This window comes from Xanthomonas sp. NCPPB 901, assembly GCF_056725085.1.
The window spans coordinates 2,722,800-2,735,375 of the sequence record NZ_CM161511.1 but is presented as its reverse complement, the minus strand read 5'-3'; the positions used below and the strand labels follow the sequence as shown (position 1 = coordinate 2,735,375).

The 12,576-nt window shown below is 71.5% G+C and carries 12 protein-coding genes; 11 read left to right on the top strand and 1 reads right to left on the bottom strand.

All coding sequences use genetic code 11. The annotated features are described in order from the left end of the window. Positions 1–103: 103 nt before the first annotated feature. Complete coding sequence (locus tag AC1PME_RS11400; protein ID WP_481095938.1) at positions 104–859, bottom strand: Crp/Fnr family transcriptional regulator; 756 nt, start codon at positions 857–859, stop codon at positions 104–106. A gap of 111 nt (positions 860–970) precedes the next feature. Here AC1PME_RS11400 and hisS point away from each other — a divergent pair, with 111 nt between their 5' ends. From hisS to AC1PME_RS11345, 11 genes are all read left to right on the top strand, one after another. Continuing rightward, the gene (gene hisS / locus AC1PME_RS11395; RefSeq protein WP_481095937.1) at positions 971–2,371 is read left to right on the top strand and encodes a histidine--tRNA ligase; all 1,401 of its coding nucleotides are present in this window, start codon (positions 971–973) and stop codon (positions 2,369–2,371) included. 887 nt (positions 2,372–3,258) lie between these two features. Next, the gene (locus AC1PME_RS11390) at positions 3,259–3,585 is read left to right on the top strand and encodes a YerC/YecD family TrpR-related protein (protein ID WP_017912242.1); all 327 of its coding nucleotides are present in this window, start codon (positions 3,259–3,261) and stop codon (positions 3,583–3,585) included. Positions 3,586–3,594: 9 nt separating this feature from the next. Beyond that, complete coding sequence (gene hisG / locus AC1PME_RS11385; RefSeq protein WP_481095936.1) at positions 3,595–4,509, top strand: ATP phosphoribosyltransferase; 915 nt, start codon at positions 3,595–3,597, stop codon at positions 4,507–4,509. Next, a complete protein-coding gene (gene hisD, locus AC1PME_RS11380) occupies positions 4,506–5,801 on the top strand; it encodes a histidinol dehydrogenase (RefSeq protein ID WP_481095935.1) in 1,296 nt (431 codons plus the stop codon). The genes hisG and hisD overlap by 4 nt, the downstream gene beginning before the upstream one ends. Beyond that, positions 5,798–6,898, top strand: a complete 1,101-nt coding sequence (gene hisC, locus AC1PME_RS11375; protein WP_481095934.1) for a histidinol-phosphate transaminase — start codon at positions 5,798–5,800, stop codon at positions 6,896–6,898. Before hisD ends, hisC begins: the two co-directional genes overlap by 4 nt. After that, a complete protein-coding gene (hisB, locus tag AC1PME_RS11370; RefSeq protein ID WP_481095933.1) occupies positions 6,895–7,968 on the top strand; it encodes a bifunctional histidinol-phosphatase/imidazoleglycerol-phosphate dehydratase HisB in 1,074 nt (357 codons plus the stop codon). Before hisC ends, hisB begins: the two co-directional genes overlap by 4 nt. A 31-nt stretch (positions 7,969–7,999) precedes the next feature. Beyond that, complete coding sequence (hisH, locus tag AC1PME_RS11365) at positions 8,000–8,602, top strand: imidazole glycerol phosphate synthase subunit HisH (RefSeq protein WP_481095932.1); 603 nt, start codon at positions 8,000–8,002, stop codon at positions 8,600–8,602. Next, the gene (gene hisA / locus AC1PME_RS11360; RefSeq protein WP_481095931.1) at positions 8,599–9,333 is read left to right on the top strand and encodes a 1-(5-phosphoribosyl)-5-[(5-phosphoribosylamino)methylideneamino]imidazole-4-carboxamide isomerase; all 735 of its coding nucleotides are present in this window, start codon (positions 8,599–8,601) and stop codon (positions 9,331–9,333) included. Before hisH ends, hisA begins: the two co-directional genes overlap by 4 nt. Further along, positions 9,327–10,103, top strand: coding sequence for an imidazole glycerol phosphate synthase subunit HisF (hisF, locus tag AC1PME_RS11355; protein ID WP_481095930.1), 777 nt, complete (start codon positions 9,327–9,329; stop codon positions 10,101–10,103). The genes hisA and hisF overlap by 7 nt, the downstream gene beginning before the upstream one ends. Continuing rightward, entirely contained in the window at positions 10,093–10,716 is a 624-nt protein-coding gene (gene hisIE, locus AC1PME_RS11350) for a bifunctional phosphoribosyl-AMP cyclohydrolase/phosphoribosyl-ATP diphosphatase HisIE (protein ID WP_481095929.1), read from the top strand. The genes hisF and hisIE overlap by 11 nt, the downstream gene beginning before the upstream one ends. A 69-nt stretch (positions 10,717–10,785) precedes the next feature. Continuing rightward, positions 10,786–12,378: a calcineurin-like phosphoesterase C-terminal domain-containing protein gene (locus AC1PME_RS11345; RefSeq protein WP_481095928.1), complete on the top strand. Its 1,593-nt coding sequence runs from the start codon at positions 10,786–10,788 to the stop codon at positions 12,376–12,378. Positions 12,379–12,576 lie beyond the last annotated feature (198 nt).

Genomic DNA, 12,576 nt, shown 5'->3' with positions numbered 1-12,576 from the left:
GCGGTGTGGAGCATTGCCCTGGAATCCTGTGGATAAGTGCCTGCGCGCCCCGTGGCGGCGGCATGCGACGGGGACTGGCGAAAAAATCGCCGGGCCGGTCCGCTCAGTCTTCGTCCGACGCCAGCCGGTGCAGCGCGGCGAAGTCGCGGATCTCCACCACGTGCAGTTGCGGCAGCGCGATCAGGCCCTGCTGGCGCAGCTTGGTGAAGGTGCGGCTGACCGTCTCCATGGTCAGGCCGAGATGGTCGGCGATGTCGCCGCGGCCCATCGGCAGCACCACCTTGTTGCCGGCATCGCCCTGGCGCGCCGCGCGCGCGGCCAGCTTCAGCAGGAAGTCGGCCAGTTTCTCCGCCGGCTGCAGCCGTGCCAGCGCCAGCGCCGCGTCCTGCGCCGCGTCCAGTTCCAGGCAGGCGCGCTGCAGCAGCTTGCGCTCCAGGTGCGGGAACTGGCTGCGCAACTGCTGCATCTGCGTCACCGGCACCCGGCACACCCGGCTGTCGGCGATGGCTTCGATGTCGTGGCGGTGCCTGGCCGATTCGCTCAGGCCCACGTAGTCGCCGGGCAGCACGAAGCCGGCCACCTGGCGGCGCCCGTCGGCGAGGGTGCGGACCAGGCGCAGCGCGCCGGCGGTGACGGTATAGACCGCCTGCCGCGCCTCGCCCGTGCGCGCCAGGGTGGCACCCGCGGGGTAGGTCTGCGAGGTCGTGGCCCGTTCCAGCGCCTGCACCTCGTCGCAGGCCAGCGCCGAGCAGATCGCCAGGTGGCGGACCGCGCAATGCAGGCAGTCATTGCCGCGCGGCGCGCGCGGGACGTCCGCTTCGGCATAGGGCAAGGCGAACCCGGAAGGTGGCCTGTTCATGGGCGTGGCAGCGGCGTCGGCACCGGCGAATGATACGCCGATGCGGCCGGGCGTGGCCGGTGCGGCTAGAATTGGCGTCCCGCTCGCCCCCGAATCGCAGGAGTTCCGCTCGTGATCAAGCCCCGTACGCCGCCCGGCATCATGGAATTGCTGCCGCGCGAGCAGATCGCGTTCCAGCGCATGCTGGACGTCATCCGCCGCAATTACGAGCGGTTCGGGTTCCTGCCGGTGGAGACGCCGGTGTTCGAGCTGTCCGACGTGCTGCTGACCAAGTCCGGCGGCGAGACCGAGCGCCAGGTGTACTTCGTGCAGTCCACCGGCGCGCTGGCCAATGCCGCGGCCGAGGGCGGCGAGGGCGGATTGCCGGAGCTGGCGCTGCGCTTCGACCTGACCGTGCCGCTGGCCCGCTACGTGGCCGAGCACGAGCACGAACTGAGCTTCCCGTTCCGCCGCTACCAGATGCAGCGCGTGTACCGCGGCGAACGCGCCCAGCGCGGCCGCTTCCGCGAGTTCTACCAGTGCGACATCGACGTGATCGGCAAGGACGCGCTGAGCATCCGCTACGACGCCGAAGTGCTGGCGGTGATCCACGCGGTGTTCGCCGAACTGGGCATCGGCGATTTCGCCGTGCAGTTGAACAACCGCAAGCTGATGCGCGGCTTCTTCGAGAGCCTGGGCGTGGCCGAGGGCGAGCGCCAGCTCGCGGTGCTGCGCGAGGTCGATAAGCTGGACAAGCGCGGCGCCGACTACGTGCGCGAGACGCTGACCGGCGAGGGTTTCGGCATTCCCGCCGAACAGGTGCAGCGCATCCTCGACTTCGTCGCGGTGCGCTCCAGCGGTCATGACGATGCGCTGGCGCGGCTGCAGGCGCTGGAGGCCGATGCCGCGTCCAGCGCGATCCTGCGCGAAGGCGTGGCCGAATTGCGCGAAGTACTGACCCTGGTCAAGGCGCTGGGCGTGCCGGAGACCGCGTACTGCCTGAATTTCTCCATCGCCCGCGGCCTGGACTACTACACCGGCACCGTCTACGAGACGCTGTTGACGCACTATCCGCAGATCGGCTCGATTTGCTCGGGCGGCCGCTACGAGGACCTGGCCAGCCACTACAGCAAGTCCAAGCTGCCCGGCGTGGGCATCTCCATCGGCCTGACCCGGCTGTTCTGGCAGTTGCGCGAGGCCGGGCTGATCGACGGCATCGCCTCCAGCAGCGTGCACGCGATGGTGGCGCTGATGGACGAGGCCAAGCTGGACGACGCGCTGGACATCGCGCGGCGCCTGCGCGCCGGCGGCATTAATACCGAAGTGCAGATGGAGCCGAAGAAGATCGGCAAGCAGTTCCAGTACGCGGCCCGCGCCGGCATTCGCTTCGTGGTGCTGGCCGGCGACGACGAACTGGCGCGCGGGGTGGTGGCGGTCAAGGACCTGCTGCGCGAGCAGCAGTTCGAGGTCGCCCGCGACGAACTGGCCAGCACGCTGCAGGTGGAGCTGGAGCAGGCCAAGGTCATGGCCTGAACGGATGGCGGCGGCCCGCATTGGCCGCCGCATCACGAGCGCATCGGACGCACGAGCGCGCTGTGATCGGTGATGCCATTTTTGGTCGCCACCGCAGAGCCGTTGGCGCGCCAGGGTGGCTCCGCAACAGAAGTGGAGCGGCCGCTCCCGCCGTGGCCCGCGCTGTGGGGCGCTTGCAGGTGGGACTGGAGTCATCCTCCTGCGGCACATGCGTCGTGACTGAAGGTCCTCCCGCAACGTCCAGTTTCGCGATGGGCCGCGCGCTTCACCGCAAGGGCTGGGCGTCTCGCCCGGAATCAAATGACCTGCGGAGGAGCGGCTTCAGCCGCGACGCGTTACCGGGAACGCCTGTCGCGGCTGAAGCCGCTCCTACAGGGCCCCTACGGGACCCCTGCAGGACCGCGTCCCGGAGTTACTAGAGGTGCCCTGAAGCCGCTCCTTGCACGGGCTGCAGCGTGTCTTGCCAGGTCACGGCAAGCGGGACCGAGTGGGGGCGCATCAGCCGCGCACGGGCATTTCCGCCGAGGTCCGCTCGCGGCTATGGCCGATCCTGCAGCAGCCGCGCACCCCGCAGCATCGCCTTCAGCGCGCTGCGCTGCGCGCCATCGGCCGCCGGCCACCCCTGCCATGCCAGGCACAGGGCGAGGGCGGCAAAGCACGTGCGGCGCCTCCGGCGCCCCAGCAGTGGCGGTCGTTGCCGATCCTAGCGGTCGCCGGGCGGTGCTTCCTGCCGCCGCGGCCGGCGGATTCCGCGAAATCAGGCCGGCCAGGGCGCTTCGGCGGCAGGGCGCCGGCGCCTCCGGCAGGATCGCCTGTCGGCTGAACGGCCAGTGCGCTGTGACCTGCGCAAACTTGACCTTGTAACAGCGTGCTATTACATTAGCGCAATGAAACAACGTCCCGCCCCTGCAGCAGACCGCGATAGCGACGCCTCGTTCAAGGCGTTGGCGCGCACCCTGGCCCAGCTCGGCAAGCCGCAGGAAGTGGCGGCGTTCCTGCAGGACCTGTGCACGCCGGCCGAGCTGGAGGCGATGGCGGACCGCTGGCGGGTGGTGCCGCTGCTGCTCAAGGGCGTGCCGTACCGCGAGATCCACGACCTGACCCAGGTCAGCGTCACCACCATCGGCCGTGTCGCACGGACCCTGGAATATGGCGCCGGCGGCTATGCCGCGGCGCTGCGCCGGCAGACGGCGCGCCCCTCCGATTCCCACTGAGATGTCCTGATGAGTGCTTCCCTGGCAGCACCGGCCCGCGACCGGCTGCGTATCGCGATCCAGAAGAGCGGCCGCCTGGCCGAGCCGGCCCGTGCGGTGCTGGCCGCCTGCGGGCTGAGCTGGCGCGAGAGCCGCGACAAGCTGTTCTGCTACGGCGAGTCCTTGCCGGTGGACCTGCTGCTGGTACGCGACGACGACATTCCCGGCCTGATCGCCGACGGCGTGTGCGATTTCGGCATCGTCGGCCGCAACGAACTCGACGAGCAGGCCGGCGAGCGTCGCCGCAATGGCCTGCCCGAGGCCTATCGCGCCCTGCGCGGGCTGAACTTCGGCCATTGCCGGCTGATGCTGGCGGTGCCGGAGAGCTGGGAATGGAGCGGCCCGCAGCAGGTGCAGGGGCTGCGCATCGCCACCAGTTATCCGGCGGTGCTGGCCGAGTGGCTGGAGGCGCGCGGCATCGCCGCGCAGGTGGTGGAGCTGTCCGGCTCGGTCGAGATCGCGCCACGCCTGGGCACCGCCGACCTGATCTGCGATCTGGTCTCCAGCGGCGCCACCCTGGCCGCCAACCAGCTCAAGCCGGTGGAGACGCTGCTGGAGAGCGAGGCGGTGCTGGCCGGCCCGGTACGCGAACCGGCCGACGCCCGCGCCGGCCTGGCGGCGATGCTGCTGCGCCGGCTCGACGGCGTGCTCAAGCTGCGCGACAGCAAGCTGCTGATGTTCCGCGCCGCGCGCGAGCGCGTCGCCGACCTGGCGCGGCTGCTGCCCGATGCCGAACCGCTGGTGCAATTGCCCGGCGACGCCGATGGCCCGCTGCAGCTGCAGACCATGTGCCACGGGGCGATCACCTGGCAGCGCATGGAGGAACTGGAGCGCGCGGGCGCGCAAGGCTTGATGGTATTGACGGTGGAGCGGTCGCTGGCATGAATCGATTGGAGTGGAGCGCGCTCGACGCGCAGGAGCGCACCCAGGCGTTGACCCGGCCGGTGCAGCGCGTCGCCGACCGGACCCGCAGCGCGGTGGCGCAGGTGCTGGAGGACGTGCGCAGCCGCGGCGACAGCGCGCTGCGCGAACTCACCGCGCGTTTCGACGGCGTGGTGCTGGAAACCTTCGAGGTGAGCGCCGAGGAATTCGCCGCGGCCGAGGCGGCGGTGCCGGCGCCGTTGCGCGCGGCGATGGCCGAGGCGGCGGCGCGGATCAATACCTTCCACCGCGCCGGCATGGCCCAGCCGTACGCGGTCGAGACCGCGCCGGGCGTGGTCTGCGAGCGCGTGGTGCGGCCGATCGGCCGGGTCGGCCTGTATGTGCCGGCCGGCAGCGCACCGCTGCCGTCGACCGCGCTGATGCTGTGCGTGCCGGCGGCGCTGGCCGGCTGCCGCGAGGTGGTGCTATGCACGCCGCCGCGCGCCGACGGCTCGGCCGATCCGGCGGTGCTGGTCGCGGCGACGCTGTGCGGGGTGGACCGGGTGTTCAAGCTCGGCGGCGCCCAGGCGATCGCCGCGATGGGCTTCGGCACCGACAGCGTGCCGTCCTGCGACAAGCTGTTCGGCCCGGGCAACAGCTACGTCACCGAGGCCAAGCAACAGGTGGCGCAGGCCGGCGCGGCGGCGATCGACATGCCGGCCGGTCCGTCCGAGGTGCTGGTGATCGCCGATGCCGGCGCCGATGCCGCCTTCGTCGCCGCCGACCTGCTGTCGCAGGCCGAGCACGGCCCCGACTCGCAGGTGCTGCTGCTGTCCGACAGCGCCGCGCTGATCGAGGCGGTCGAGAACGAACTGGAGCGGCAACTGGCGACGCTGCCGCGCGCGGCGATCGCCCGGCAGGCGCTGGCCGCGTCGCGGCTGATCCGCGTCGACACCCTGGAGGAGGCGTTCGCCATCAGCAACCGTTACGCCCCGGAACACCTGATCCTGGCGCTGCGTGCGCCACGCGACTGGCTGGACCGGGTCGAGGCGGCCGGCTCGGTGTTCCTCGGCGACTACACCCCCGAGGCGCTGGGCGACTACTGCAGCGGCACCAACCACGTGCTGCCGACCAGCGGCGCCGCGCGCGCCTACAGCGGGGTGAGCGTGGCCAGCTTCCAGAATTTCGTCAGCGTGCAGAGCGCCAGTGCCGCCGGCATCGCCACGATCGGCGGCTGCGCGGTGCTGATGGCGCGCGCCGAGGGCCTGGATGCGCATGCCAACGCGGTGGCGCTGCGCATGGAGAAGGCGGCATGAACGCGGCCTCCGACGCACGCGCCGTACTGGCGCTGGTACGCCCGGACCTGCGCGAGTTCGCCGGCTACTCGTCGGCGCGCAGCAGCGCGCTGCAGGGCGAGGTCTGGCTCAACGCCAACGAATCGGCCTGGGCCAACGCCGCCGACGGCGACGCCGGCAATCGCCGCTACCCCGATCCGCAACCGCCGGCGCTGCGCGCGGCGCTGGCCGCGCTGTACGCCTGCGTCCCGGAGCAGCTGCTGCTCGGCCGCGGCAGCGACGAGGCCATCGACCTGTTGCTGCGCGCCCTGTGCGAGCCGGGCCGCGACGCCATCGTCATCACCCCGCCGGTGTTCGGCATGTACGCGGTGTGCGCGCGGCTGCAGAACGCACGCGTGGTCGAGGTGCCGCTGCGCGACACGGCCGACGGCCTGCTCACCGACGTGGATGCCGTGGTGGATGCCGCGCTGAGCCAGATGGCCAAGCTGGTGTTCCTGTGTTCGCCGGGCAACCCGGGAGGTGCGGCGATCGCCCTGGCCGACATCGCCCGCGCCGCCGAGCGCCTGCACGGACGCGCGGTGCTGGTGGTGGACGAAGCCTATGGCGAGTTCTCCGACGAAGCCTCGGCCACCACCTTGCTGGCGCGTCACGCCAATCTGGCGGTGCTGCGCACCCTGTCCAAGGCGCACGCGCTGGCGGCGGCGCGGATCGGCTGCGTGATCGCCGACCCGGCGCTGATCGCGGTGCTGCGGCGCTGCCAGGCACCGTATCCGATCCCGGCGCCGTGCACGCAACTGGCGTTGGCCGCGCTGCAGCCCGAGCCGCTGCGGCAGACCGCGGCACGGGTGCAGGAGGTGCGCGCCGAGCGCACGCGCATGCAGGCGGCGCTGGCGGCGTTGCCGGGCGTGCGCCAGGTGTATCCGTCGCAGGGCAATTTCCTGCTGCTGCGCTTCGACGACGCCGAGGGCGCGTTCCAGGCGCTGCTGGCGGCCGGGGTGGTGGTGCGCGACCAGCGCGCCGCGCCGGGCCTGGGCGATGCGCTGCGCATCACCCTGGGCACGCCGGCGCAGAACCAGCGCGTGCTCGGCGCGCTGCAGGCCTGGAGGGCGGCGGCATGACCCCGATCCTGTTCGTGGACCGCGACGGCACCCTGATCGAGGAGCCGGCCGACTTCCAGATCGACGCCTACGAGAAGCTGCGCTTCGTGCAGGGCGTGATCCCGGCCATGCTCAGGCTGCGCGACGCCGGTTACCAGTTCGTCATCGTCACCAACCAGGATGGCCTGGGCAGCGAGGCCTACCCACAGGCCGCCTTCGACGGCCCCAACGACCTGATGCTGCAGATCTTCGCCAGCCAGGGCATCGTGTTCCGCGAAGTACTGGTCGACCGCAGCTGGCCGGCCGACAATGCGCCCACGCGCAAGCCCGGCATCGGCCTGATGCTGCCGTACCTGCAGGACCGCAGCATCGACTGGGCGCGCTCGGCGATGGTCGGCGACCGCGTGACCGACATCCAGTTCGCCGAGAACCTGCGCATCCGCGGCTTCCAGTTGCGCACCGCGCAGTTCGGCGGCGACTGGGATTGGGCCGGCATCGCCCACGAGCTGGCCGATGCGCCGCGGCGTGCGCGGGTACAGCGCGACACCAAGGAAACCCGCATCGCGGTGGAACTCGACCTGGACCTGGCGCGCGACCCGCACTGCGCCACCGGTCTGCCGTTCTTCGACCACATGCTGGAACAGATCGGCAAGCACGGCGGCTTCGCCCTGGACGTGCGCGCCGAGGGCGACCTGCACATCGACGAACACCACACCATCGAGGACACTGGCCTGGCCCTGGGCCAGGCGCTGCGCCAGGCGCTGGGCGACAAGCGCGGGATCGGCCGTTACGGCTTCACCCTGCCGATGGACGAGACCCTAGCCAGCGCCGCGCTGGACTTCAGCGGGCGCCCGTACTTCGTGTTCGAAGGCGAGTTCAAGCGCGAGCGGGTCGGCGACATGCCCACCGAACTGGTGCCGCATTTCTTCCGCTCGCTGTGCGACGCGGCCGGGCTGAACCTGCACCTGAGCGTGCGCGGCGACAACGACCACCACAAGGTCGAGGCCTGCTTCAAGGCGCTGGCGCGCGCCCTGCGCCAGGCGCTGCGCCGCGAGGGCGCAGCGCTGCCCTCGACCAAGGGCGTGCTGTGAACCGGCGCGTCGTGAACACGGGGAGGGGACGATGAGCACGGTGGCATTGATCGACGCTGGCGGCGCCAACCTCGGGTCGGTGCGCTATGCGCTGCAGCGGCTCGGTGTGGAGCCGCGGCTGGTGCGCGACGCGGCCGGCCTGCAGGGCGCGGACCGGGTGATCCTGCCGGGCGTGAGCGCTGCGCCGCATGCGATGGCGCGGCTGCACGAGCAGGGCCTGGTCGACGCGTTGCGCACGCTGGAGGCGCCGTTGCTGGGCATCTGCCTGGGCATGCAGTTGCTGTTCGAGCGCTCGGAGGAGGGCGATGTCGATTGCCTGGGCCTGCTGACCGGCGTGGTCCGGCGCATGCCGCCGGCGCTGGGCATCCGCGTGCCGCACATGGGTTGGAACCGGCTGCTGCCGCTGCGGCCCTCGTCGCTGCTGGCGGGCGTGCCCGACGGCGCCAGCGCCTACTTCGTGCATGGCTATGCCGCGCCGGTCACCGGCGACACCGTCGCCGCCTGCGATCATGGCGGCCTGTTCACCGCGGTGGTACAGCACGGCCGCCGCTGCGGCGCGCAATTCCATCCCGAGCGCTCGGCCGACACCGGCGCGCGCATCCTGCGCAACTTCATCGAGACCGATTTCCCATGAGCTTCGTCGTCTATCCCGCCCTGGACATCCGCGACGGCCGCGTGGTGCGGCTGGCGCAGGGCGACTACGCCCGCGAGACCCACTACGGCGACGATCCGCTGCGCCGTGCGCAGGCCTTCGCCGAGGCCGGCGCGCAGTGGATGCACCTGGTCGACCTGGATGCGGCCCGCGCCGGCGGCTACACCCTGGCGCCGTTGCTGCAGCGCATCCGCAGCGAGACCGGGCTGCAGGTGCAGACCGGCGGCGGCGTGCGCTCGCGTGCCGACGTGCAGCGCCTGCTCGATGCCGGCGCCAGCCGTGTGGTGATCGGCTCGCTGGCGGTGCGCGACCGCGAGTCGGTGCTGGAGTGGCTGGGGGAGTTCGGCCCCGAACGCATCACCGTGGCGCTGGACACGCGCCAGGACGCGCAGGGGGTGTGGCGGTTGCCGGTGCACGGCTGGACCGAGACCTCGTCGCTGAGCCTGGATGCGCTGGCCGGCGAGTACGCCGCCGCCGGGCTGGTCCATCTGCTGTGCACCGACATCGCCCGCGACGGCATGCTGTCCGGGCCGAACCTGACACTGTATGCGCACCTGCGGCAACTCGCGCCGGCGCTGGCGGTGCAGGCCTCCGGCGGCATCCGCGACGCCGCCGACGTGCGCGGCGCGCGCGAGGCCGGCTGCGCCGGCGCGGTGCTCGGCAAGGCGCTGCTGGAAGGGCGCCTGCGCCTGGACGAGGCGCTGGCATGCTGAGCCGGCGCATCATCCCGTGCCTGGACGTGCGCGAGGGGCGCGTGGTCAAGGGCGTCAAGTTCCGCGACCACGTGGACATGGGCGACATCGCCGAGCTGGCCTTGCGCTACCGCGACCAGGGCGCCGACGAACTGGTGTTCTACGACATCGGCGCCAGCCCGGAAGGGCGCTCGGTGGACTACGCCTGGGTCGAAAAGGTGTCGCGGTTGCTGGATATCCCGTTCTGCGTGGCCGGCGGTATCCGCGACGTCGCCACCGCGCGTGCGGTGCTGTATGCCGGCGCCGACAAGATCTCGATCAACTCGCCGGCGCTGGAGCGGCCGGCGCTGATCGCCGAGCTGGCCGAGGCCTTCGGCGTGCAGTGCGTGGTGGTCGGCATTGATTCGATCCGCGAGGACGACGGCCAGTGGCGCGTGCGCCGCTTCACCGGCGACCCGAGCAAGACCCAGGCGCTGCGCGTGCGCACCCTGGACTGGGTGGTGGAGGCGCAGCGCCTGGGCGCCGGCGAGATCGTGCTCAACTGCATGGACAACGACGGCGTGCGCCGCGGCTACGACATCGCCCAGCTGCACGAGGTGCGCGCGCTGTGCAAGGTGCCGCTGGTCGCCTCCGGCGGCGCCGGCGAGATGCAGCACTTCGCCGACGTGTTCGAGCGTGCCGACGTCGACGGCGCGCTGGCCGCCAGCGTCTTCCACAGCGGCGCCATTCCCATTCCCGAACTCAAGCGCTTCCTGCGCCAACGACAGATCGAGGTGCGCGATGGCGCATGAACATTCCCACGACGCAGACGCCGCCGACGCGGCGCTGGACTGGGGCAAGGGCGACGGCCTGCTGCCGGTGGTGGTGCAGGACGCCGCCACCTTGCGCGTGCTGATGCTGGGCTACATGAACCAGGAGGCGCTGGCGGCCACGCGCCGCAGCGGCCAGGTCACCTTCTACAGCCGCAGCAAGCAGCGGCTGTGGACCAAGGGCGAAAGCTCCGGCCATGTCCTGCAGGTGGTGGCGATCGACACCGACTGCGATCGCGACACCCTGCTGGTGCTGGCGCATCCGCACGGGCCGACCTGTCACCTCGGCCGCGACAGCTGCTTCCCGCAGGCGCCGGGCCAGTTCCTGGGTGCGCTCGATCGCCTGGTCGCGCAGCGCGAACGCGAGCGGCCCGCCGGCAGCTACACCACGCAACTGTTCGAGAAGGGCACGCGGCGCATCGCGCAGAAGGTGGGCGAGGAGGGCGTGGAGACTGCGCTGGCCGGCGTCGCCCAGGGCGACGACGAGCTGCTCGGTGAGTCCGCCGATCTGCTCTACCACCTGACCGTGCTGCTGCGCGCGCGCGGCCTGGGCCTGGCCGACGCGGTGGCGGTGCTGGAAGCGCGGCACCGCTGAGCCTGTCCGGCGCGGTCACCGCCGCGTCGGCGTAGCTGGCTACAATCGGGGGACCCTCGGCTTCCCCGGATGTTCCGCATGCTGCGCACCGTCGTCCTCGCCTGCCTGTTGGCTGCCGCCGCGCCTGCCGTGGCGCAGACCGCGACGATCAGCGGCAGCGTCTACCAGGAACGCGACAACGCCCCGGGCCGCGGCCCGGGCGATACCGGCGTCGCCGGCGTGCAGGTGTCCGACGGCGTGCACATCGTCCGCACCGATGCGCAGGGCCGCTACCGCCTGCAGGTGGAGCCCGGCCGCACGGTGTTCGTGATCAAGCCGGACGGCTACAGCTTCGCCAGCGCCGGCAACGGCCTGCCGGACTACTGGCGGCACTACGCACCGGCCGGCTCGCCCACGCTCAAGTACCCGGGCATCGCGCCGACTAGCGGCGCCACCGACCACTGGGATTTCGCGTTGCGCGCGCAGCCCAAGGCCGACAGCACCGAGGTGCTGGTGTTCGCCGATACCCAGACCGCGTCGATGACCGACGTCGGCTACTACGCTCGCGACATCGTCGCGCCGTTGCGCGGCAAGACCCGTGCGCGCATCGGCACCACCCTGGGCGACGTGGTCAGCGACGACCTGTCGCTGTATCCGGCGCTGAATGCGGAAACCGCCAAGCTCGGCGTGCCGTGGTTCCACGTGCCGGGCAACCACGACCTCAACTTCGACGCGAGCGACGACGTCGAGTCGCTGTCGAGCTGGCGCGCGGTCTACGGCCCCGACACCTACGCGGTGGAGGAGGGCGGCGCCAGCTTCGTGTTCCTGGACGACGTGGTCTACCAGCCGCAGCAGCAGCCCAAGTACATCGGCGGCCTGCGCGCGGACCAGTTCGCGTTCCTGCAGGCCTACCTGGCCAGCGTGCCCAAGGACCGGCTGGTGGTGCTGGGCCTGCACATCCCGTTGTTCGACGCCGCGCCGGGCAAGCAGACCTTCCGCCACGCCGACCGCGCGCGGCTGTTCGCGTTGCTGCAGGAGTTTCCGCACGTGCTGGTGCTCAGTGGCCACAGCCACACCCAGCGCCACTACGATCATGGCGCCGACGAGGGCTGGCACGGCGCGCAGCCGCTGCACGAGTACAACGTCGGCGCGGCCTGCGGCGCGTTCTGGTCCGGGGTCAAGGATGCCGACGGCATTCCCGCGGCGACGATGGCCGACGGCACCCCGAACGGCTACGCGCTGCTGACCGTGCGCCGCGACGGCGGTTACGCGCTGGCCTACCACGCCGCCCGCGCCGCCGACGACGTCCAGATCGGCCTGCATGCGCCGAAGGTGTTGCGCCGCGGCGCCTATCCGGCCTGGGGCGTGTACGCGAACGTGTACATGGGCGAGGCCGACAGCCGCGTCGAGTACCGCGTGGACGAGGGAGCCTGGAAGCCGATGCAGCGTGTCGAACAGCCCGATCCGGCGCTGCTCGCCGAGAATGCGCGCGACGATGCTGCCGATGCGCTGCGTGGTTACGACCGCTCGCCGGAAGCGATTCCCTCGCAGCATCTGTGGCGCGGCGCCTTGCCGACCGACCTGAGCGTGGGCGCGCACCGCATCGAGGTCCGTGCGTTCGACCGCTGGCATGGCGAGCAGCGCGCCAGCGGCAGCTACCGCTTGCAGGATGCGAACCCGTGATGGGATTGCGGCGGTAGGCGGTGGTCGGTAGAAGCGCGTGCAGTGATGCTGCATGCTCGATTACCGTCACTGCCGCGACAGGGTTTTAGGCGGCCATGCGTTTCAGGCGTCGGGACTGAAGTCCCTCCCACAGTGCGCCGATCAGCGCCTCGCAGCGTCGGACCCATGTAGGAGCGGCTTCAGCCGCGACGAGCGAAG